This is a genomic window from Mesobacillus maritimus (genome assembly GCF_044803185.1).
Classification (GTDB): domain Bacteria; phylum Bacillota; class Bacilli; order Bacillales; family Cytobacillaceae; genus Mesobacillus_B; species Mesobacillus_B maritimus_B.
Genome location: NZ_CP085225.1, coordinates 634,546 through 656,205, shown reverse-complemented (window position 1 = coordinate 656,205; position 21,660 = coordinate 634,546). Strand labels below are relative to the sequence as shown.

General features: G+C 37.6%; 20 protein-coding genes. 10 read left to right on the top strand and 10 right to left on the bottom strand.

The features are described 5' to 3' along the window. Positions 1 to 26 precede the first annotated feature (26 nt). Positions 27 to 269 (bottom strand): hypothetical protein, encoded by a 243-nt coding sequence (locus tag LG336_RS03195; RefSeq protein ID WP_404331112.1) that lies wholly within the window; start codon positions 267 to 269, stop codon positions 27 to 29. Between the two features lie 334 nt (positions 270 to 603). Here LG336_RS03195 and LG336_RS03190 point away from each other — a divergent pair, with 334 nt between their 5' ends. After that, on the top strand, positions 604 to 804 hold the full coding sequence (locus tag LG336_RS03190; RefSeq protein WP_404331111.1) for a small, acid-soluble spore protein, alpha/beta type: 201 nt from the start codon (positions 604 to 606) through the stop codon (positions 802 to 804). An 80-nt stretch (positions 805 to 884) separates the two neighbouring features. On the opposite strand, the gene fumC is transcribed toward LG336_RS03190, so the two are convergent. Then, positions 885 to 2,267, bottom strand: coding sequence for a class II fumarate hydratase (gene fumC / locus LG336_RS03185; protein WP_404331110.1), 1,383 nt, complete (start codon positions 2,265 to 2,267; stop codon positions 885 to 887). A 392-nt stretch (positions 2,268 to 2,659) separates the two neighbouring features. Beyond that, positions 2,660 to 3,835, bottom strand: coding sequence for a beta-aspartyl-peptidase (gene iadA / locus LG336_RS03180; RefSeq protein ID WP_404331109.1), 1,176 nt, complete (start codon positions 3,833 to 3,835; stop codon positions 2,660 to 2,662). Positions 3,836 to 4,226: 391 nt separating this feature from the next. On the opposite strand from iadA, the gene LG336_RS03175 reads away from it, so the two are divergent. Next, positions 4,227 to 4,541, top strand: coding sequence for an HPr family phosphocarrier protein (locus tag LG336_RS03175; RefSeq protein WP_404331108.1), 315 nt, complete (start codon positions 4,227 to 4,229; stop codon positions 4,539 to 4,541). Between the two features lie 73 nt (positions 4,542 to 4,614). Here LG336_RS03175 and LG336_RS03170 read toward each other — a convergent pair whose 3' ends face one another. From LG336_RS03170 to LG336_RS03160, 3 genes are read right to left on the bottom strand one after another with little or no spacing between them, the layout of a single operon-like run. Continuing rightward, positions 4,615 to 4,785: a FeoB-associated Cys-rich membrane protein gene (locus LG336_RS03170; protein WP_404331107.1), complete on the bottom strand. Its 171-nt coding sequence runs from the start codon at positions 4,783 to 4,785 to the stop codon at positions 4,615 to 4,617. 18 nt (positions 4,786 to 4,803) lie between these two features. Then, entirely contained in the window at positions 4,804 to 6,810 is a 2,007-nt protein-coding gene (feoB, locus tag LG336_RS03165; RefSeq protein ID WP_404331106.1) for a ferrous iron transport protein B, read from the bottom strand. Next, the gene (locus LG336_RS03160; RefSeq protein WP_404331105.1) at positions 6,811 to 7,035 is read right to left on the bottom strand and encodes a ferrous iron transport protein A; all 225 of its coding nucleotides are present in this window, start codon (positions 7,033 to 7,035) and stop codon (positions 6,811 to 6,813) included. A gap of 415 nt (positions 7,036 to 7,450) precedes the next feature. On the opposite strand from LG336_RS03160, the gene LG336_RS03155 reads away from it, so the two are divergent. The 4 genes from LG336_RS03155 to LG336_RS03140 all read left to right on the top strand — a co-directional run bounded on the left by LG336_RS03155 (position 7,451) and on the right by LG336_RS03140 (position 12,050). Then, positions 7,451 to 8,323, top strand: a complete 873-nt coding sequence (locus LG336_RS03155) for a cation diffusion facilitator family transporter (RefSeq protein ID WP_404331104.1) — start codon at positions 7,451 to 7,453, stop codon at positions 8,321 to 8,323. Positions 8,324 to 8,484: 161 nt separating this feature from the next. Next, on the top strand, positions 8,485 to 9,630 hold the full coding sequence (locus LG336_RS03150) for a histidine kinase N-terminal domain-containing protein (protein ID WP_404331103.1): 1,146 nt from the start codon (positions 8,485 to 8,487) through the stop codon (positions 9,628 to 9,630). A 103-nt stretch (positions 9,631 to 9,733) separates the two neighbouring features. Continuing rightward, positions 9,734 to 10,303 carry a GNAT family N-acetyltransferase gene (locus LG336_RS03145; protein WP_404331101.1) on the top strand — a complete coding sequence of 190 codons (570 nt, stop codon included), beginning with the start codon at positions 9,734 to 9,736 and terminating at the stop codon, positions 10,301 to 10,303. 364 nt (positions 10,304 to 10,667) lie between these two features. After that, positions 10,668 to 12,050 (top strand): hemolysin family protein, encoded by a 1,383-nt coding sequence (locus tag LG336_RS03140; RefSeq protein ID WP_404331100.1) that lies wholly within the window; start codon positions 10,668 to 10,670, stop codon positions 12,048 to 12,050. Between the two features lie 161 nt (positions 12,051 to 12,211). Here LG336_RS03140 and LG336_RS03135 read toward each other — a convergent pair whose 3' ends face one another. Together LG336_RS03135 and LG336_RS03130 are read right to left on the bottom strand one after the other, a co-directional pair. Beyond that, positions 12,212 to 14,017: a TIGR04190 family B12-binding domain/radical SAM domain protein gene (locus LG336_RS03135; protein ID WP_404331099.1), complete on the bottom strand. Its 1,806-nt coding sequence runs from the start codon at positions 14,015 to 14,017 to the stop codon at positions 12,212 to 12,214. A 519-nt stretch (positions 14,018 to 14,536) separates the two neighbouring features. Then, positions 14,537 to 14,899: a hypothetical protein gene (locus tag LG336_RS03130; RefSeq protein WP_404331098.1), complete on the bottom strand. Its 363-nt coding sequence runs from the start codon at positions 14,897 to 14,899 to the stop codon at positions 14,537 to 14,539. 405 nt (positions 14,900 to 15,304) lie between these two features. Between LG336_RS03130 and atpB the strand changes: the two genes are divergently transcribed. The 3 genes from atpB to LG336_RS03115 are packed head-to-tail and all read left to right on the top strand — an operon-like array spanning position 15,305 to position 17,326. Further along, positions 15,305 to 15,937 carry a F0F1 ATP synthase subunit A gene (gene atpB / locus LG336_RS03125; protein WP_404331097.1) on the top strand — a complete coding sequence of 211 codons (633 nt, stop codon included), beginning with the start codon at positions 15,305 to 15,307 and terminating at the stop codon, positions 15,935 to 15,937. Positions 15,938 to 15,989: 52 nt separating this feature from the next. Beyond that, positions 15,990 to 16,358, top strand: a complete 369-nt coding sequence (locus tag LG336_RS03120) for an ATP synthase F0 subunit B (protein WP_404331096.1) — start codon at positions 15,990 to 15,992, stop codon at positions 16,356 to 16,358. Next, positions 16,355 to 17,326 carry a DUF3939 domain-containing protein gene (locus LG336_RS03115; protein WP_404331095.1) on the top strand — a complete coding sequence of 324 codons (972 nt, stop codon included), beginning with the start codon at positions 16,355 to 16,357 and terminating at the stop codon, positions 17,324 to 17,326. Before LG336_RS03120 ends, LG336_RS03115 begins: the two co-directional genes overlap by 4 nt. Before the next feature lie 584 nt (positions 17,327 to 17,910). Here LG336_RS03115 and LG336_RS03110 read toward each other — a convergent pair. Continuing rightward, positions 17,911 to 19,320, bottom strand: a complete 1,410-nt coding sequence (locus LG336_RS03110) for a SpoVR family protein (RefSeq protein WP_404331094.1) — start codon at positions 19,318 to 19,320, stop codon at positions 17,911 to 17,913. Positions 19,321 to 19,583: 263 nt separating this feature from the next. Here LG336_RS03110 and LG336_RS03105 point away from each other — a divergent pair, with 263 nt between their 5' ends. Then, positions 19,584 to 19,850, top strand: a complete 267-nt coding sequence (locus LG336_RS03105) for a YhdB family protein (protein ID WP_404331093.1) — start codon at positions 19,584 to 19,586, stop codon at positions 19,848 to 19,850. Positions 19,851 to 19,913: 63 nt separating this feature from the next. Here the strand turns inward: LG336_RS03105 and LG336_RS03100 are convergent, their stop codons facing one another. Continuing rightward, positions 19,914 to 21,659 (bottom strand): phospho-sugar mutase, encoded by a 1,746-nt coding sequence (locus LG336_RS03100; protein WP_404331092.1) that lies wholly within the window; start codon positions 21,657 to 21,659, stop codon positions 19,914 to 19,916. Position 21,660: the final 1 nt, after the last annotated feature.

The following is a 21,660-nucleotide window of genomic DNA, read 5'->3' as shown; positions in this document are numbered from 1 at the left end:
AAAAAATAGACTCCCAAATTGGGGGTCTATTCTTTTATCATCATTACTTGATTTTTTCCACATTGAGGACAGACAAAAAGATGTGGGCATTCACCATTTTGCAAATTTTTTGGATAGCCATCCTCAAGTTTCATCTCATCTATGGGCATATATGGACTGTAGTCATCATAATACTCTGCCTCACGTCCCATATTCTCCATTCTACTTCCACAGTTCTGACACTGGGTAATATACTGCTCAAAGCCATTACATATTGGACATATCCCCATATTCCTTCCTCCTACCTTATTTACATACCTTTAGTTTGCAACTTACTAAGATTAGATATGTACATGCAGGTGTTCTAAAGAGGAAATAAATACCATTAAAATTAGTCGCATAAAAGATCCATATTCGACCCATAATACAATTAACAACACATCAACAACAGAAAACAAAATAAACAAAACAAACAGCGCAACACATTTAAGCAAGCCGTTTTACTCCAGAAGATTTATTCACATCGAGGGTTAGGCAGGTGCAATGACTTAAATAAAAGTCATCTTGGTTCAAGTCCATACTAACCCAAAAACAACTAGTGAAAACACAAAGGAGGAAACATTAATGGCAAGTAACAATTCAAATCAATTATTGGTTCCTGGTGTTGAGCAAGCTCTTCAGCAAATGAAGTATGAGATTGCTTCAGAATTTGGTGTAAACCTTGGAGCAGAAACTACTTCTCGTGCTAACGGATCTGTTGGTGGCGAAATCACAAAACGTCTTGTAAGCATGGCGCAACAACAAATGAGCGGTTCACAACGCTAATCAAGCAAGATAAGTTCGATTAAGTACAATTTTATATAATGGCTAGCCTCCTTCCATTTGGAAGGGGGCTTTTCATTTGTTTAAACCATTTTTTCAGGTTTCACCCATTGTTCATATTCTTCTTCACTTAAATAACCTGTTTTAATGGCAGCCTCTTTTAACGTTAAATTTTCTTTGAAGGCAAGTTTCGCAATCTCCGCTGCTTTTTCGTACCCAATATGCGGGTTCAGTGCTGTTACCAGCATTAAAGAATTTTCAACATTGTTCTGGATGGTTTCACGGTTTGCTTCTAGGCCAGCTGCACAATTTTCATCAAAACTTCTTATTCCGTCAGCAAGCAAGTTCGCGCTTTGTAAGAAATTATAAATGATGACTGGTTTAAAAACATTCAATTCAAAATTGCCCTGACTAGCAGCAAAAGTAATTGTCGCGTCGTTCCCAAAAACTTGAGTGACTACCATCGTTAAAGCTTCACTCTGCGTCGGATTCACTTTTCCTGGCATAATCGAGCTACCAGGCTCATTAGTTGGAATTGAGATTTCTCCTATCCCGCTTCTAGGACCACTTGCTAACCAGCGAACATCATTGGCAATCTTCATTAAATCTGCGGCTAACGCTTTTAACGAACCATGCATTTGAACGAGCTCATCATGGGAGGTTAGTGCCTGAAACTTATTTGCAGCAGATTGAAAAATTAAGTTTGTTTGGTTAGAGATTTCTCTTGCCATTAACTCTCCAAACCTTTTATGCGCATTAATTCCAGTCCCTACTGCAGTACCACCAATTGCAAGTTCTCGAAGGTAAACTAACGAATTTTTAATCATCTCTCTATTCTTTTCGAGCATTGCTCGCCACCCACTAACTTCCTGACCTAAGGTTAAGGGGGTCGCATCCTGAAGATGCGTTCTACCGATTTTAATGATATTAGCGAATTCATCTTCCTTCTTTTTTAATGTTAATGCAAAGTTTTGAAGGGACGGTAATAGATTATTTTTTAATGCTAGCATAGCTGAAATATGCATGGCAGTTGGAAAGGTGTCGTTCGAGCTCTGCGACATATTTACATCATCATTGGGATGAATAGCTTCGTTCAATCCACCTTGCTCAAGGATTTCCATTCCCCTTCTCGCAACAACTTCATTTACATTCATATTGGTTTGGGTACCACTTCCCGTCTGCCAAACAACAAGTGGGAAATGATCATCCAATTTGCCTTCTAAGATTTCTGTACAAGCTTGAGTAATTGCATTTCTCTTATGTTCTGATAGTTGACCAAGCTGGTGATTGACTTTCGCTGCTGCCGATTTAATGTGGGCAAACGCATAAATAACCTCAAGAGGCATTGTTTCGACCCCAATTTTAAAATTTTGTTTGCTTCTTTGTGTTTGCGCTCCCCAATACTTATTTGCTGGAACCTTGATTTCACCAATTGTATCCTTTTCAATCCGAAAGTTTGTCAACATGAAACCTCCTCTGCTTATTAAGTATTCATATTAACAAGGATACCCAGTTCATTCGCTAATTTACAAGAAGGTTGATTGTTCCGCCCTATCAACTTGTCCTAAAACAGAGCGAATCAAAAGAAAAAGCTGAAACCATTTGGGGCTTCAGCTTTAAAGTGTTATTCTGCCTTGTCGGCAATCGTGTAGCCAATGAAATAAATTAAGACCATGATACTCGCAATGCTTAAAGTAATAGAAAATGTTTCCATTAATTAGCCCCCCCCCAATCATCATCCTCTTGCCTTAAAATTAACATATTTAGGGGATGTGATTAGAAACAGAATAGGACAATTATGTGACATTTCTATGAAGGATTGTGAGGTTTATCATGGGTTTATGACTGTTGAATTTTACTAGGACTCAAAAGTACCTTTTACGATAGCCTTTCCATGCTCAACCATTACTTGACCCCTTGCTAAGACTGTATCAATAACTAAATCATCTTTACGGAGGATTACAAGATCGGCATCTCTTCCGACTTCAACCTTCCCCTTCTGTTTTAGTTTTAAAATCTCAGCTGGATTTTGGGTAATGACTCGAAGAGCAAGGCCAATTGGAACACTTTCTTTTAGAATACTATCTCGAACTTCCTCAAAAAGGGAAGATATTTTGCCAATTTTTAATCCAAGGAGCTCGCCTGATGAATCAAAATCGGGTAAACTTCCTTGAGCGTCTGATGTAAATGTAATTCTTGAAATATCAACATTAGATTCTAACATCCGGCGAAGAGCAATGCTACACTTCACCTCACCCTCTTTTTGAAACTTTGGAATAGAGCTAGTAGTGAAATCAACATATCCCCCTTTTTGCGCATAGCGAATTCCCGCCTCAAATAATTGTTGGTTGCGATTAATGTGTGTAGGGTAGAATTGGCCTAGAGGAATATCAGTCTTTTCCACAACCCTTTCAATCAGCTTAAGTTGGTCTTTGCTATCACCTACATGAATATTAACAATTCCTGATTTCCCGGAAAGCATTCCGCCAATCCTAGCAGCTGAAGCAATCTTGGCTAATTCTTCGTATGTAGGCTGCGAAGAGCGATGGTCGGCAATGGCGATCTCCCCTACTCCAATAATTTTATCAATTACTATAATATCGTCTTCTATTTTACCCATTAAAGTTTTAACAGGGACTTGGTAGGAACCAGTATGTACATAACAGGTAAGCCCTTCTTCTTCAAGTCCTCGTGCTTTCGCAATAAGCGCAGCCATCGAACGGGTTGTCCCATCTGTCCCAATCACCCCAATAACAGTTGTCACTCCTGCCAAAGTAGCATCTGTTAGTTGCATTTCAGGGGTTCTTGTTTTATAGCTTCCTTCTCCTCCTCCTCCAATAATATGGACATGGGCATCAATAAACCCTGGAACGACCATTTTATCTGTTGCATCAATGACTTTTACATCGACGAAACCAGCAGGCTTTTCGATCTGGTCTTCAATAAAACCAATCTTATTCCCAACAAGTAGAAGATCCATTTTACCTAAATAGTTTGGAGCGTAAACTTCTCCATTTTTGATAATCGTTAGCATCTTCAGCCCCCTCTAAACTCGATAACGCTCTCCTTAAGATTGGTTGTAGTCACCAGTAAATATTCCTTGGATATAAAAAAAGCGCAAGCGCCCTGTTCAGCGGCGTATGGCCTGGAGCCCTCCAACTGAGATAAAGGAAACACGAAGAGCGATAGCGATTCGATGTTGACGCAATCGTTGCGCGGTAAAAATCCAAAACCCGATTTTTACTCGGAGAGCGAAGGACACTAGCCGCTAGGGCGCTGGAGCTGGACAATTTTCTAAGTTTAAACTTTTATGCTTTCTTATCTTTTTTAAAAAAATCCTTCCCCCTAATTACTACCATTGGCCTAGTTTACTTTACCAATGTAGGGGTAAAAAACAATATATTGAATAAAAGGAGCTAAAGATAATGAATGAGATTCTCTCATCCACCGTAATTGTCCAGAATCGATTTTCCTTCAGAAATATGCTTGAAATTAACCAAGTGGTAAAAAAGGTAAGCGGGACAATATTTTTATCTAGCAAGCAGAAGGTTGTTGATGCATCCTCTCTTCCTAAGCTCGTTTCATTTTTGTTAACCATTGACCCACAAACAAACTTAAAAATTATTATTGAAGGAACCGATATTGAACCACTTCTTTTACAACTATCAAAGATGCTAGCAAATGAGACACCATGGAAGAAATATAGTCGTACCTTTATCGAATCATCTGATACTTTTTGACTCCTTATTCGTTAGCGAGTAAAATTATTCCCATAAAAAATGGGAAGGCGAAATCCCTTCCCATTTCACATCATTATTGTTTTTCTCTTGCTCCAGATTCAGGTGGTAGGCATGTTTTACTATTGCAAACAGGCTCAATTGAACAGGCTGCACATTTTCCCTTTTTTGATTTCTCAATAAAACGATAAAGTGCCCAGGCCGCATAACCAAAGATTGCCGCACCAATAATAAGATTCACTATCATACCTAAAATTCTCCCCTTTTAAGACAAGCCGATTAACTGTCCTCCCTGATAAATAACCAAAGCCAGGATATAAGCAATTACAAAAGCATAGCCCATGGAAAAGGCAGTCCACTTTTTTGATTGTGTTTCCTTATAAATTGTGGCCACAGTTGCCAAGCAAGGTATATAAAGTAGAATAAAAGCCATAAAACTATAAGCCGCTAGTGGTGTATAGAATTGTGCAAGCAATCCTTGAAGTGTTGCCTCGTCTGGAACAAAGTAAATGATGTTCATCGTTGAAATAATGGCCTCTTTGGCAAGGAAACCTGTCAGCAACGACGCCCCCGCCTGCCAAGTTCCAAATCCAAGCGGTTCAAAAATCGGGGATAATCCCCCACCAATCATTGAGAGAAAACTCTCATCCATCTTTACTTCCATTCCACCAGGTCCTGTATAGGATAAAAGCCAAATCAATACGGATCCTGCAAAAATAAAAGTTCCTGCTTTTCTAACAAACCCTTTGCCTTTATCCCATGTGCTACGCCATAAGGATTTCAGCTGTGGAAAGCGATAAGGAGGAAGTTCAATTACAAATAAAGAAGTTTCTCCCTTCAAGATCGTCTTCGAAAATACCCTAGCCAAAATTAAAGCAATAATGATGCCTATAACATAAAGACTTAATACAATAAATGCCTTATATTGCACAAAAAACATGCCTACAAATAAGGCGTACACTGGCAAACGGGCTGAACAAGACATTAGCGGTGTTAACAATGTAGTGAGCAATCGTTCTTTAGGTGTTTCAATTGTTCTTGCTGCCATTATTCCGGGTACGTTACAGCCAAAGCCAATCATCATTGGAATAAAGGCTTTTCCATTCATCCCCACCATTTCCATCAGACGATCCATAACTAAAGCAACTCGTGCCATATAGCCTGAATCCTCTAATAAAGAAATAAAAAAGAATAGAATAAATATCTGTGGAACAAAAACGAGAACACCACCAACACCAGCTACTATCCCCTCAAGAACTAGGGATCGAATAAATTCTGATACACCCAAAAAGCTTAAAACTGAAGCAATTCCTCCAGTTATTGGTCCTGAGATTAGCGAATCCAAGCCATCTGCTAGTGGGAATCCTAGCCAGTCAAAGGTAAGCATAAACATAAAAAACATTAAAACAAGGAATATTGGAATACCAAGAAATTTATTGGTAACGACTAAATCAATCTTTTCAGAGAGAGGGACCTTTGATTTACTGTTATTTTCCGTAACAGCTGAAATAATTTTCTCAATTGTTTCATTTCGTTTAGTATAAATATATTGATCAGGGGCTACTGTTACTCCCTGTTCCTGTAATGACTTTTCAATGGAAGTGAGAAACTCTTTCACCCTTTCCTCTTCTATGTGTTGATGTAGATACGTTTTAACATAAGGATTTCCCTCGATTAATTGCAAGGCCAACCATCTTACTGGGAGTGTCGTTTTTCCCTTTAAATAAGTAGCTAGCTCAGTAATAGAATTTTCAATTCCTTCACCATAATCAACAAGTTTGTTGTTTTTATGTGGAAGTGCTTCATTCGTAACAACCTGGGCTAAATACTCACAGCCTTTCCCGGTCCGTGCTACAACAGGGACCACTGTAGATCCTAAGTAATCAGATAATTTTTTTCTGTCTACTCGGATTCCTCTCATCTGAGCAACATCTACCATATTCAAACCTATCACCATTGGTGTGCCATACTCTTGGAGTTGAATCGTAAGATGGAGATTCCTTCTTAATTGCGAAGCATCAAGGATATTCAGGAGAATATCAAAAGGTTCGTGAAGAAAAAAATGAGTGACTACGCCTTCATCTTTTGAAAGTGGATTTAACGTATAAACTCCTGGTAAGTCGATTAACTGAGCAGAATTATTTTTTAATATCCCTACCTTCTTTTCGACCGTTACACCACTCCAGTTACCAACATACTCATAGGAGCCCGTTAAGTTATTAAATAACGATGTCTTACCTGTATTAGGGTTACCGACTAATGCAATTTCCATCTATACTCTCTCCACTTCAATTCTAAGTGCTTCTTTCTTACGGATTGCTACACATTGGCCACATGACTCAACCATTACAGGTCCACCAAACGGCATATAGCATTTTATACAAACCTCTGATCCTTCAGAAATACCCAAATCGAGTAACCTTCTTCGAACAAATTTATCTGTACCCGTTATATTTTTAATTCGTCCCTTTTCGCCTGTTTTTAATTGTCCTAGCATGATAATCACCTTTCATACAGTCAATTTTCCCCAAACCCAGCTTTCAGTGAGAATGATTCTTATCTTTATTTAAACAAAATTTGTCGCAATTTACGGGTGACTTTTATCACTCCTACCACCACTCCAAAGCCCAAACTAATTAAACTCCATATAATTGACAAATTAAAAGCTAGAATGAATATCGGGAGTTAAATTCCAAAATATCAACCATGTTAAGATAAATTTTACAATCCTGTAAATAAAGGTATGTTTACGCACGGTACAGAGAAAAATAAAGTCTATTCGGATTGTGGAAGCAGCGAAAAAGAATTTCATCAGAACAACACTTCTTCCTACATCACACAATGTTTCTGTAGACCCACAAGACCTTGGTTTGATAGATTGAAATGTGTATACATAGTTGGAGGAAATAAATATGGACAGACATGAACAAATAAAATCTGGGGAAAAGGGTGCATGGGTAAGCATTTTAGCGTACCTTGTCCTTGCATCGGTTAAGCTCACGGCAGGCTTGATTTGGCAATCAGATGCCCTCTGGGCAGATGGACTTAATAATAGTACGGATATCATAGCTTCAGTAGCCGTTCTGATTGGTCTAAGGATTTCAAGAAAGCCTGCAGACCAAAATCACTTATATGGACATTACCGAGCAGAATCGATTGCCTCCCTCGTTGCTTCTTTTATCATGGTAACAGTTGGAATTCAGGTCATCATTGACGGTGTACGGTCAATCTTTACTGCACAGACTGAAACCCCAGACTTAGTAGCCGCATGGGTTGCAATTGCCTGCGCTGCAGCAATGTATCTGATATATCGCTATAACCTAAACTTAAGTAAAAAAATTGATAGTTCTAGTATCCGAGCAATTGCTTATGACAATCGTTCAGATTCCCTCGTTAGTGTCGGGGCTTTTGTTGGGATAATGGGCGCACAATTCGGAATTCCTGCTATTGATACGATTGCTGGAATTATTGTTGGTCTAATTATTTGTAAAACAGCTTGGTCCATCTTTTACGAATCAACCCATACCCTTACTGACGGATTCGATGTCCATTCCTTGGATCGAATCAAAGACACTGTAAAAACAACCAATGGTGTTCATGAAGTGACTGACATTAAAGCACGTATGCATGGGAATCAGGTCCTTGTTGAAGCAACCATCCGTGTTGATCCAGATTTAAATGTTATTGAAAGCCACAGTATTACGGAAAAAATAGAAAATCGACTTGAAAAAGAGTGTAATGTCCAAAGTGCAACCATCCATATCGAACCAATCTTAGTGGAATAAGGAATGATCACTGCCTAAATAATGTCATATTTAAGATGCTGCCATAGGACTAATGGCAGTATTTTATTTAATTACTCGTTTTTACCACTTTTCATAAAGGATTTTTCAAATGAAAACAGAAATAAATAGAATACCGTATAGGTGAAGTGAGGGAGGAAGCCATGCATGCAGTGACTCAAAAAAGGTTGCAAGAATTCCTTGAGTTAGAAAAAGATAATCTACTCTCTGAGTGGAATTCCAAAATAATTGTAGATGAAGATGACCCATATAGAGATGAAATGAATGGGAACGCAACAAGAATGTTTGAAATCATTATGGGAATCTTTTCAAAAACGGACATAGAACTGAAACCATATTTAGAAAGCTTAGCCGTAGAAATCGGAGACGAACGAGTAAAATCAAGCAGTAACATAGGGAACTTTGTTTATAATGTAAATCTGGGTCGATCCTTGATTTATGCAAATTTAAACAAATTAGATCTCGATGGAGAACTTCTTCAGGAATCCGTTAACAGAATAAATTATTGTTTCGACCATTTCTTATATTACTCGGTATCTTATTACTCCGAACATAAAAATAAAATCATTGAAGAAAAAACAGAATTTATCAACTCAACTCATAAAGACAGATTGACACTTCTCGGACAAATGACTTCTAGCTTTATTCATGAATTTCGAAACCCACTTACATCCATCCAGGGATTTATCCAACTTCTAAAGGCCGACCACCCTGATATGAAGTATCTAGATATTATAAAAAGTGAGTTAGATCAATTAAATTTTAGAATATCTCAATTTCTGCTTTTATCCAAAAAAGAATTAATTGGGAAAGAAAAAACTCGATTTTCAATTAATCAAATGATTGATGAAGTGTTAAACTTCCTTTATCCAAGTATCCTCGATGCTAAAGTGAAAGTTATAAAGGAAGCACCTGAAGAAATGGAGTTAATTGGGTATGCAGACGAAATCAGGCAAGTTCTCATTAATATTGTCTTTAACGCCGTTGATGTTTTAAGCCAATATCGAGAAGACCCAAAAATTGAAATTCGCGCATACACCGTCAATCAAACTCATATTAAGCTTGAAATCGCCAATAATGGACCAGCCATACCAGAGAATATGCTTAAATCCATTTTTGAGCCGTTTGTGACCACAAAAAAATTGGGAACAGGTTTGGGCTTGTTCGTCTCACGGGAGATTATTGAAAAACACAAAGGGTTTTTAGCGTGTTCCTCTATACAAGATCGAACGGAATTTGTTATTATGCTCCCTTTAGCGAAACCCAGTGAACAAAAACCCGTGAATTAGATTCACGGGTTTTACTGCTTATCTCATACAATAGGAATATGCAAGCTAATTTATACAAAAATATCTTATTAAGATAGTAAATAAGAACGTGGAGGACCTAGTGATGTTTACCTTAAAAGTAGATGAAGAAATTGAGCTTCAACTTCTTGAACTTCAGTATGCTACCGAGCTTTATTGGCTAGTGGATTCTAATAGGCTGTATTTACGTGAATGGCTGCCTTGGGTTGATAATATGGTCTCTCCAGCATCGTACCATAGCATTATCTCCCTATGGTTAAAACAGTTCTCCGAGAACAACGGCTTTAATGCTGGTATCCGTTACAAAGGACAGTTGGTAGGGAGTATCGGCTTACATCATATCGATTGGAATCATTCACAAACAAGTATTGGCTACTATTTGGCCCAGTCAGCGCAAGGAAAAGGCATTATGACACGTGTTGTTAAAGCTGTTTTAAATTATATTTTCTTCAGTTTAGGCCTAAATAGGGTGGAGATTCGCTGTGGAGTCAACAATTACAAAAGCCGTGCTATCCCTGAGCGTCTTGGCTTTACACAAGAAGGGATTATCCGTGATGGAGAGAATCTCTATGGAAAATTCCACGATTTAGCAATTTATGGAATGTTATCTAGAGAATGGCATAACCTGTTATCAATCCATTCTAAAAATGCGTAAAAGAAAAATTTACCAGACAGTTTTATAACGAAACTTCATATACTATGCACCCTACACATACAATATTATAATTAAGCGAGATACCACTAAATGTGGTATAATTATAGGTAAAATCAAAAAGCTGAGGTGATAGGATGGGGTAATTTGTCATATCGTTGTCCTAACAGCAAAAGCTTCGGTACTGAGTTGGAACTAACATAAATTCCTTCCTCTGCCGAAGATTTATGCACGGGCAACGGCAGAAAAGGTATCTATTTCATTAGCAGTCTATAAGAATAGTTCGTTTATGGATGATCAGGCTTTAATCTTAGTTTATTGGGAGGTGACTCCTTACCTGTAAATCCTTACAGGCTAAGGGATCTATTTGGACATATTTAACTTGGTTTGGATAGCCATTTTAATTGCTTTTACAGCATTTTTTGTTGTTTCAGAATTTGCGATTGTGAAAGTGAGAAGTTCCAGGATCGATCAGTTAATTGAAGAAGGTAAGAGGAGTGCCATTACGGCAAAAAAAGTGATTTCAAACTTGGATGAATATTTGTTAGCTTGTCAGCTCGGAATTACAGTAAACACACTCGCCATTGGATGGCTTGGAGAAACGACTGTTGCTCGAATTTTAGAGACTGTCTTTCAAAATGTTCAACTCCTTGCCGGTGCAAGCTATGTTCTTTCGATTGGCATCGCGTTTTTATTAATAACCTTCGTGCATGTCGTTGTCGGAGAACTCGCACCAAAGACACTTGCTGTTCAAAAGGCTGAGGAAGTTACGCTTTTAACAGCTCGTCCACTTACTTTGTTCTATAAAATCATGTACCCCTTTATTTGGGTCTTGAAACGCTCTGCGAGAATACTAACACGTTCTGTGGGGCTAAAAACTGTCTCGGAACATGAACTTGCTCACTCTGAGGAAGAGCTTCGCGTCATTCTATCTGAAAGCTTTAAAAGTGGCGAGATAAACCAATCAGAGTTTAAGTATGTAAATAAAATTTTTGAATTTGATAATCGTATCGCCAAAGAAATTATGGTTCCACGAACAGAAATTATTTCAATGGCACAAGATGATACACTTGAGAACTTCTTAAATATCGTGAAAGAAGAAAAGTTTACCCGATACCCTATTATAGATGGGGACAAAGACCATGTCATTGGTTTAGTGAATATAAAAGAAGTGATGACGGATCTAATATCGAATCCAGACACGCGTAACAAAACACTTGCTGACTACTGTCGACCCATTATTCGTGTGATTGATACGATTCCCATCCATGACCTTCTTGTAAAAATGCAAAAGGACAGAATCCATATGGCGATTCTAATGGATGAGTACGGTGGTACTTCAGGTCTTGTTACCGTCGAAGACATCCTTGAGGAAATTGTTGGCGAGATTCGAGATGAGTTCGATATGGATGAGATTCCAATGATTCAGAAAGTGAATGATAACCAGTTCATTATTGATGCAAAATTGCTAGTGACTGAGTTAAATGAGCTTCTAAACATTGAAATCGAGGAAGGCGAATTTGATACGGTTGGTGGCTGGATGTTGACGGAGAACTTCAATGTTAAGCAAGGTGACTCCTTGCACTTCGAGCCATATACTTTTAAAATTCTTGAAATGGAAGAACACCACATCAAATATATTGAGGTAAGCAAACAAGAACAACCTAGTCCTATCGAGTCTAATGCTAACTCAAAGAGGTCTGACGGTCGAGATTCTTTTCAAATTCCGAATTCAGAAGTACTTTCATAAAAATAATGTTTTGCTAAAGGGGGATTGATATCCCCCTTTTTAGTTTGTAATCGTATCGTATTTAACAATATGTATTTCTGAAAGGATTAGAACGCTACCTAAATAGGAAAAAAAATCGCCAGCGGGGCTGTTATGTCAACAGCCCCGTCTCAGGCGATTTTTTAAATTCGACTAGATTTCTCTTTTAAACTTGCTAGCCAATGTACTGACTCTTTATATTTTTGTTTAAGGCTGATGACTTTATCCGCGATAAGAAGTTCAAGGCCAATAACCGTTAAGGAGAAAATATTCGCGTAATTCTTCTTCACTTCCCACTTCAGCTCGTGTTTTCCGCAAATGCTATATTCATTTACGTCTTCCATTTCCTTTTTTAGCTTGATTAACTCTGCTTCCTTTTCAAGTTCAGGTAAAGCCATGATCTCGTCGATTCTTACAATGTAGACGAGGGACTTTTCCATATTTTCATTCACTTCCTGATGGGTCTTCTTATCTATTAAATTATATTTTAGCTTGAAATCATTTAGTTTTTTGGCAGAATCATAGGTAGAACGAACAATCTCATCTCTTGTCATATAATCAGTTTCAAAACTCAACATGTATTTCCATGAAGGCTGAGTAATTTGCTTCCGGTGATCCTCAATTGTATGACAAAACTTCTTGTACCCGAACTTCTCTGGATTTTCAAATGCCGGGCTTGCTGGATCAAGAAATGGAGCAAGCGGTGCAACAAAATAAGATAGACGTTTATCTTCATTACAGGCCAAATGAATTTGTTCAACAAAATCTACATTTTGTATAACGCTATCGTAACTCTGATGTGGAATTCCAGACATAAAGAAGATATCAATTTTTTTACAGCTATGCTTCAAAGCAGATTGCAGTGTTTGGACCACTTTTTCGTTGGTACAGTTGAATTTTCCATTAAAACGACGAATATTTTCATCATGTGTTTCCAGTGTTAACTCCACGCTATAATTAGGAACCGCTTTTTCGATTTGCCTAAAGTAATCTTCGTTGGCGTATTGAAACAATTCAAATACAAGCTCATTTTTAAGTTTAATCTTACTAAGCAAATCGAAGAACTCGTTCACGTATTCTTTTCCAGCTTGGCGAATATCATGAAGAATGAAGATTGGTGCTCGGCTAAATCTTTGGATAAATTGTATGTCCTCTATTAATTTCTTTGGAGACCGTTTCGCTAATACCTTTCTATTACAATTATCCTTATAGGATTGCTTCGAACCCCCACAAATTAGACACGCTTGTGTGCACCCCTTAGCAGTTAAAATGGCTGTATTTGGATATTGGAGCCAACCGTTATATGGAAGTGGGTCTAGGAAGTTCCTATATTTAAAGACTGATTTAATGGAATATCTATACCCTGGGATATCAAATTCATCAAGTGTGTCAGGCACATGTGTCAGTGGATTATAAACCGCTCTTCCTTCCTGATTTCTCCAGGTTAGATTAGGAATACCTCCGTACTGTGTCATTCCAGATTTGATGTGATTCATAAATTGGAGCATGACCTTTTCGGTTGCGTCCCCTCTCATTACAAAATCAATTTCTGGATATTCAATTAATTCTTTATGATAGTAAGTAGCTGATAACCCTCCAAAAACAATTGGAGTCTCTGGGTGAAGTCGTTTTACAATTCCTGCTAATTCAATACTACCATGAGCATGTGGAAGCCAATGCAAGTCAATACCAAAAGCCTTTGTTTTAATTTTTTTAAGTTTTTTTTCCACATCAAAATTTTCATCCATTAACATACGGCTAGCGATATTAATGATTTTAACGCGCATGCCATGGCGCTCGAGGTATTCGGCAATACTAGTAAGGCCAATTGGATACATTTCAAATACCGGTGAAGATGGAACGACGTCACTAATGGGGCCTGCTAGTAGGGCATTCTTACGAAAATCATAAACACTGGGTGCATGTAGTAGTACTAAATCGAACTTCATATGATAATCACCTCTCGGTATATTTCTATATACAATTATGTCATCCATTAAGTAGTAAGTTATTTCACTATAAATATAACTTCTTTGGCGAAAGTTTTATTATCATAATGGCAACGATTTTGTGAACTACTTAACAGACATAACGAAAAAGACCGCTTAAAAGCCACTATGACAAGGATAACTGGCTTTTTGAATACTTTGTGATAAATTGCCATCTTCTGGAGGGATGCACTTCTTCTTCTTCATTTTTATAAAATCCCATAAAAATAAGCCTACAAATAATTGTAGGCTTTCTTTGACTATGGCTCTTTTCTTAACTTTGTTGCTTTTGGATAAAAAATAGGATGGATGAAGCTTAGTTTCGCTACAAAATAGCTTTTTGATCAATGAGAAAAGAGCTTGCAAACTTACTATAACGTACAAAATAGCTTATCTTGCGTTAAAATCGGCTTTAGGTAGTAAAAATCGGCTTTAAGATTTTTACAACTTTAACAACAATCTTTACGAAAACAGCCTTAACTATCTATCCTTTTCCTCTTTTAAAATCAATACATCCTCTTCCATTCGCCCCATCATTAGTAGATGTGAATCCAACCGCTTTTGAATCGTATTGATTTGCCTAGTATTTTTATTATCAATACTTTCAACAACTCCCTTGAGGATGCTTTCAATCTTCTCATTCTGAAGTTCTTCCATTCGCTCAAGAGCTTCTTTAATATCTGTTATATCAATTTGATTGGAGGTTACACGGTGCTCAATGCTGTCGACCTTTCCAAGCCCATTTAAGCGCTTTTCAATTTGAGTCACTTTATCATCTAATTGATCCATTTTCGATTTTACATCTAAAAGAGTTTCAATAAGTTGATCTAATTTTTTATCCATAGTTAGCTCCCCGTTGTTACTGAATTTAGCCTTATTTTAACATCGTTACCTACTTTAATATGTTACAAAACAAGGAATTCACATTTTTTTAAGACGTTTTAACAAGAATTGTCATTAAGTTTTCAAAAGTATTAAGAAAACACTTTAAAAATGTTAACAATAAAAGTAAAAGGGAAATTCTGTCTAATGGGCCATATTAGTGAAAATTCTGAGTCTTTTTTATATAATAGAGATAAGAAATAGATTAGTCATAACCCTCTTCTTATTCCTCTCTACTTTTTTCTGTAATCAATTAGCAGAAAGGGGTATTGATATGCACTCTAACCGTCCTCTGGTCGAGCTTTTTGGATTGACCTTTGATCTTTCTATCATTTTGACAACCTCAATTGCAGCCTCATTGTTTTTATGATTATTGTTCTCTGTACAAGAAAACTTAAGGAAAGAACTCCTGGAAAGTGGCAAAACTTTTTAGAATGGATGATTGAACAAGTCGAAAACATCATGCTTAGTTCCATTGGTAACCGAAATAACCTTTTCATTTTATCTTTCGGTGTTGTGTTATTCTTGTATCTTTTTATCGCAAATATGATGGGAATTCCATTTTCATTTGTGGCAGGCGAAGAATCTTTTGTTTGGTGGAAATCTCCAACTGCAGACCCTCATATTACGATGACTATGTCGATTATGATGATTGTTTATATCCACTTCATTGACATACGACTTCATGGAATAAAGAAATATCTACTTAGCTATATTAAGCCAATTAAAGTCCTATTACCTATTAATGTACTAGAGCAGTTTAGCACCTCCCTAACCTTGGGCCTACGATTATTCGGGAATATTTATGCTGGTGAAGTAATGCTTACTTTACTTGCTGGTAGCATAGTAAGTGGGCTTGGTATGTGCTTGCTAGCCGCTGTTCCAATGGTTTTATGGCAAGCATTTTGTATATTTATTGGCACAATCCAGGCTTATCTCTTTGTTCTCCTTACTATGGTTTATATTGGACAACGTGTAAATGAAGCTAGTCATGCTTAAGCACTTTTGTTCCTTTGTAAAATTAGTACCTACATAAAGGAGTGGAGAAGTAATGAGTGACTTCGAGGTTTTTGGACTACCTGTGTCTCTTGGCACAATGATTTATCAAGCGATTCTTTTTACTTTACTAGTGCTTGTTCTAAAAAAGTTTTTTCTAAAAAGAATTGTCAACGTAATGGAAAATCGAAGGAAAGCCATTGAAGAACAATTGGAACTTGCTGAGTCGTATAAAGCGGAAGCAGAAAGAAAATTATTTGAGCAACAAGAGTTATTAAAACAGGCAGAACACGAGGCCAAACATCTTGTATCATACGGTCGCCAAGAAGCAGCCCAAATTATAAAAGCAGCAAAAAAAGATGCCATGTTAATCCGTTCTGAGGCGTATACCAATAAGGATCGGAAGGAGCGTGGAGCTTCATGAAAGCAGAGTTTAAAAAGAAGCATCATAATACCGAAGAGAGGTTTTTGTTACAAAGGGAACAAAGATGGATCTATATTCGGTATACTAGGGGCGATATAGAAAAAGGAGCATATATTTTAAGAAATGAATCGAATTCTGTAAATGACTATCTTACTCAATTTTTCAATGATAATCATGTTTCTCAAGAAATTAGAATGGAGGTAACCAACTATCTAAATAGTGGCGAGGAAAATGTTCAAAAAAGTCTTCAGGAATTTATTAATTATTTATTAACAACCTTCAGTGTGATTATTATGGCTGGAATTTCCCTAGGCCTTATCATCTTTGGAGGATACAAGGGAGGAAGTAGATTGGACGAAACACTTAACCTTTATCCAACATTTACGATTATTGGGGTTTTGGGTGGTTTAGTAATCGGAGGGGGAATTTGTTATTTAATGTTTTATAAGTACTTAAAAAGCCCCGATGAAAAGGATAAGGAGTCAAAGAGTACACAACTAAATCAAAATAATAAAAAGGAAGAGACAACTGAGTGGCTGATTATCGATGTCACACTTGAAGATGTCGTAAAAGCGGTCAGGAGTTTTTCTGAAAGGCTCCCCAAAGGAGTATATCGAACCATACTAGTCAATGACGACTATAGCATTGATTTTAAACAATTAGCGTACATTTTAAAAGGCATTCCGTCTAAGCCTTTCTATATGTCCAAAGAGACGTACGACATTTTCGAAGAAAAGAATAAGGATATCCCTCCAATCATAGACACGGTGCAAAAAGCAGTAGATCGGTACGTGAAAGAACAAAAGAAATATCCTATGCTTCCATATGATCCACTTCGAAGAGTAAATTATTACTTATTGATTCAAGAACATTATCTTGAGAAGAAACCCGATATTGAGTTGTATATAACCGATTATGATGGTCTGATTAGCCATGAAAAACCAAAAAGAAAACAAGCTGGAGACTAGCAAAAAAATTAAGCAGCAGTGATTTCACTGCTGCTTTCGTTCTATATTTACCTTAACAACAGTCGCTTTCATTACCCAAAAGTACAAGACCGTTTTGTTGTTTATCAAAATCTAAAGTTAATCCTTCAATATGATCCTCGATTTGTGGATCAATCGCAACTTGGATTTGGTTTATAGTTTCTACTTTATCCTCTGCTTCCGGCTCATCCAGAGCCAGTCCAATTTGTGGGCCACCTCAGCCAAAGCCTGAGAAAAAGACACGAATACCAGAAGCATTTTTATCTTGAAGTACTTCTTTCAATACTTCTTTTGCATCATCTGTGATATGCATAATGTCACCCTTCCTATCAATAATTACCTTTGAGTACTGTTTCCCGATTATATCATCCTTTATTCTGAGAGTCACAGTAAAATGCTTACAAATCATAAGTAGGTTCGATTTGCAGTTCGAAAGGTACTTTTAGTCTTCCCCTCCCCCACATCTACACAGTAGGAATTTCTATCATTGTATAATCAATAAGGCGTTTAAGATAATACATAAAACAAAAGCAGTAAAACCAAAAAGGTCCTACTGCTTTAGATTATTATAAATATTTTCTGTGAATCCCTTTACCATCGTAGGTGAACAACATCGTTCGGTCTTCTACAACCGTTTCGATATGAGTTTTCCGCCCCCACAATTGATGCATATAGGGGAGAACCTTTTCCAAATACTTAATGTCGAGTTCAATGCCCTCAAAACTGTGCCTAATATATAGTTCCCCATTTTTTTGATAATCTCCATCTACAACCATTAAGTATGGAAAACCACCATTCACTCTCATCCCAACTAATTGATCGCGCACTTGCTCCCATTCTTTATCGACAATCTTATATTCCTTGCCTTGCTTTTGGAACAGGTACATATCCTCACGCATTACCAAGTCTTTAGTTAAATAATTCCTTAGAAAAGAGATATCGGACTCAATTTCACGCACTTCAAAAATCTTTTCGCGGCCTGATCCAGGTTTAACCCCCCGCTGAATCATTTCTTTTGTTGGGTTATTATACCGTTCTTCAATATCTTCTAAAACCTTCAAGCCAAGATAATATGGATTTATCCCTGTCTTAGACGGCTGTACAACGCCGGCATTTAACTTAGCAAATTCAATGGCATCTCCAGGAGTTAAATCCATTTCCCTAATGATTCGTTGATGCCAATACGATGCCCAGCCCTCATTCATAATTTTTGTTTCTAATTGTGGCCAAAAATAGAGCATTTCCTCTCTCATCATCGTCAGGATATCCCGCTGCCAGTCTGTTAGCTCTCGACTATAACTTTCAATAAATAAAAGCAGGTCTTTCTCTGGTTTAGGAGGGAATTTTTTCATTTTCTTAACACGTTTTTCAACTGGCTTTTTCTGTTCATCAAGGCTCCATAAGTCATCATATGGAGTCTCAGCTATTGTTACTTCTTCAAAGTCAACATCGTCCAAATTCCAAGATAATTTTGGCCTCATCAAGGACGGGTCGATATGCTCCTCAATAGCAAGAACAGCGTCTAAGAAATTTTCGACCTCCTGTTTCCCATGTTCAATTTCATAACTCCTAATTCGCTCTGCAGTCGCCGCCATACTCTCAACCATATCGCGTTTTGTATTTTGAAAACGGACATTATTTTTAAAGAAATCACAATGAGCAAGAACATGAGCCACAATAAGCTTGTTTTGAATTAAAGAATTCGAATCAAGTAAAAAGGCGTAACAAGGGTTTGAATTAATAACCAGCTCATATATTTTCGATAAACCTAAATCATAATGCAACTTCATTTTATGGTATTGCTTCCCAAAGCTCCAGTGTGAGAATCGCGTCGGCATACCGTATGCCCCAAACGTGTAAATGATATCGGCTGGACAGACCTCATATCTCATCGGATAAAAATCTAAACCGAAACCGCGGGCGATCTCAGTGATTTCAGATATCGCATACTCTAACGACTTACTATCAGCTGACACCGGCTCTCCCCCTTTCTTTTCTTATACTCAATGTATGAGTAAAAACGGAGAAAGATGAGCGAGCTTGTAACTCTGTCTAAAAAAACACGATAAAAAGCTTTAATAACGATGAAATTTACTTAATACCTTTCCACTGAATGCCGTATTTTATACACCCAGATATTGAAAGCCCTTGTATGACAGGAAGACCAAGTTTTTCACAGTTGATTTTCTAATGAAAGTCATATAATAATGTCAACTCCTCGTAAGGAGGAATGCTTAAAATGAATAAAGTGGATTATGATCGAGCGCTTTACTATACACATCGATCCCAATGGGATAATTTATTAATCCTAATGGTTCGAACAGAGGATCAGTTCCTTTCAAAGAAAATTGAGCATTTTCTACATGCCTACAATTTTGAAAAGGACTATACAGTTATTGAAAAACACTTGTATTCCCTGCTACGTTACATCGACCATGCCAATGGAATGACGGAGTCAGAGCTTCTTGAGCCAGTGGATGAAATGAACATGAACACGACAATTTGACTTGTTGGGTAACAACGAATTCCACCAATAAAAAACGGCACCTATTTGGGTGCCGTTTATATTTTATTGACTTTTTACCACTTCCATCTTTTCTTCAATAAGGTCCATTAGCTTCTGCTCAATATTAGAGAGTTTTTTCTTACTTTCATCAAAACTGTTGCTAGTTACACCAAAATAAAACTTAATCTTTGGCTCGGTACCTGAAGGACGAAGACACATCCAAGATCCATCCTCAAGAAGGTATTTTAGGACATTGGATTTTGGCAAATCAATTAACTCTTCTCCACCATTTGTTTTGATTCGTGTACCTGTTAAATAATCTTCAATTGCCGCAACTTTTAACCCATTTATATTAGTCAATCTTTCAGCTCGGAATGCAGCTAGAGTTTTTTGAATGAGCTCTGCTCCTTCCTTGCCCTTCAGAGTCAACGAACGCAGGCCTTCCTGGTAATAGCCAAACTCATCAAAGATACTTAATAATGCTTCGTAAAGGGATAACCCTTTCTTCTTGTAATAAGCACAAACCTCAACAGCAAGCACAGCGGCTTGAACTGCATCCTTATCACGCGCAAAGTCTCCAATTAAATATCCGTAACTTTCTTCATATCCAAATAAGAACTTATACTCATTTGTTTGCTCATACTGATTTATTTTTTCAGCAATAAATTTAAAACCGGTCAGTACATCCATTGTTTCAAGTCCAAATGACCTAGCAACCGCTGCTCCCAGTTCAGATGTGACGATGGTCTTTAAAACCAGTCCATTGTTCGGAAGCGTTCCCTTTTCCTTCTTCTGAGTTAGAATATAATGAAGCAACAAAGCCCCTGTCTGATTACCTGTTAGAACGGTATATTCTCCTTGGTCATCCTTAACTGCTATTCCCAAGCGATCCGCATCTGGATCTGTCGCAATTAGAATATCGGCATCTACTCTTTTCCCTTCTTTGATAGCAAGTTCAAAGGCAGCGTGTTCCTCAGGATTTGGACTTTTCACGGTTGAAAATTCTGGATCAGGTTGTTCTTGTTCCTTCACCACAGTCACATTCGTATAGTTCATAGCCTCTAGGCCTTTTCTTACAGGGACATTAGCCGTTCCATGAAGCGGTGTAAAGACGACTTTTACATCTGTCTCATTAGGAAGATCAGGATTTTCAGATATCGTTAATAACTTTTCAAGGTAAGCTTGATCGACATCTGCCCCAATGATTTGAATGAACCCTTCGTCTTTTAGCTTTTGTTCATCCAAGACGTCAATACTTAACTCATTTTCAATTTCATTCACTCTGTCAATGACGATATCCGCTGAATTTGGCGGCAATTGTGCCCCATCTTCTCCATATACCTTGTACCCGTTATACTCTGGAGGATTGTGACTGGCTGTTATCACAATTCCTGCAAAGGCTTGCAGATAGCGTACAGCGAAACTCAAGACTGGTGTAGGACGTAATTCTTCGAAAACATATGTATGGATCCCTCTTGTGGCCAGAGTCTTAGCGGCTTCCATCGCAAACTCTGGAGATTTATGTCGACAATCGTATGCAATGACAACACCGCGTTTTTTCGCTTCTTCCCCCTTCTCCTCAATAAAGGTTGCTAAACCGGCTGATGCCTTTCTAATTGTATAAAGGTTCATTCTGTTCGTTCCGGCCCCAATTTCTCCTCTCATCCCACCGGTCCCGAATTCTAAATCTTTGTAGAAAGCCTCCTCTAGGCCAACTTCATTATTTTTCAACTGTTCTAACTCTTGTTTGAGTTCCTGATTTAAACCTTTGTATTCAAGCCATCTTTGTGCCTTTGATTTCCATTCCATT

Excerpts from the sequence above, each read along its gene's own strand:
- LG336_RS03195 (WP_404331112.1), bottom strand. The coding sequence starts at position 269 with ATGGGGATATGTCCAATATGTAATGGCTTTGAGCAGTATATTACCCAG.
- LG336_RS03190 (WP_404331111.1), top strand. The coding sequence starts at position 604 with ATGGCAAGTAACAATTCAAATCAATTATTGGTTCCTGGTGTTGAGCAA.
- fumC (WP_404331110.1), bottom strand. The coding sequence starts at position 2,267 with ATGTTGACAAACTTTCGGATTGAAAAGGATACAATTGGTGAAATCAAG.
- iadA (WP_404331109.1), bottom strand. The coding sequence starts at position 3,835 with ATGCTAACGATTATCAAAAATGGAGAAGTTTACGCTCCAAACTATTTA.
- LG336_RS03175 (WP_404331108.1), top strand. The coding sequence starts at position 4,227 with ATGAATGAGATTCTCTCATCCACCGTAATTGTCCAGAATCGATTTTCC.
- LG336_RS03170 (WP_404331107.1), bottom strand. The coding sequence starts at position 4,785 with ATGATAGTGAATCTTATTATTGGTGCGGCAATCTTTGGTTATGCGGCC.
- feoB (WP_404331106.1), bottom strand. The coding sequence starts at position 6,810 with ATGGAAATTGCATTAGTCGGTAACCCTAATACAGGTAAGACATCGTTA.
- LG336_RS03160 (WP_404331105.1), bottom strand. The coding sequence starts at position 7,035 with ATGCTAGGACAATTAAAAACAGGCGAAAAGGGACGAATTAAAAATATA.
- LG336_RS03155 (WP_404331104.1), top strand. The coding sequence starts at position 7,451 with ATGGACAGACATGAACAAATAAAATCTGGGGAAAAGGGTGCATGGGTA.
- LG336_RS03150 (WP_404331103.1), top strand. The coding sequence starts at position 8,485 with ATGCATGCAGTGACTCAAAAAAGGTTGCAAGAATTCCTTGAGTTAGAA.
- LG336_RS03145 (WP_404331101.1), top strand. The coding sequence starts at position 9,734 with ATGTTTACCTTAAAAGTAGATGAAGAAATTGAGCTTCAACTTCTTGAA.
- LG336_RS03135 (WP_404331099.1), bottom strand. The coding sequence starts at position 14,017 with ATGAAGTTCGATTTAGTACTACTACATGCACCCAGTGTTTATGATTTT.
- LG336_RS03130 (WP_404331098.1), bottom strand. The coding sequence starts at position 14,899 with ATGGATAAAAAATTAGATCAACTTATTGAAACTCTTTTAGATGTAAAA.
- atpB (WP_404331097.1), top strand. The coding sequence starts at position 15,305 with ATGATTATTGTTCTCTGTACAAGAAAACTTAAGGAAAGAACTCCTGGA.
- LG336_RS03120 (WP_404331096.1), top strand. The coding sequence starts at position 15,990 with ATGAGTGACTTCGAGGTTTTTGGACTACCTGTGTCTCTTGGCACAATG.
- LG336_RS03115 (WP_404331095.1), top strand. The coding sequence starts at position 16,355 with ATGAAAGCAGAGTTTAAAAAGAAGCATCATAATACCGAAGAGAGGTTT.
- LG336_RS03105 (WP_404331093.1), top strand. The coding sequence starts at position 19,584 with ATGAATAAAGTGGATTATGATCGAGCGCTTTACTATACACATCGATCC.
- LG336_RS03100 (WP_404331092.1), bottom strand. The coding sequence starts at position 21,659 with ATGGAATGGAAATCAAAGGCACAAAGATGGCTTGAATACAAAGGTTTA.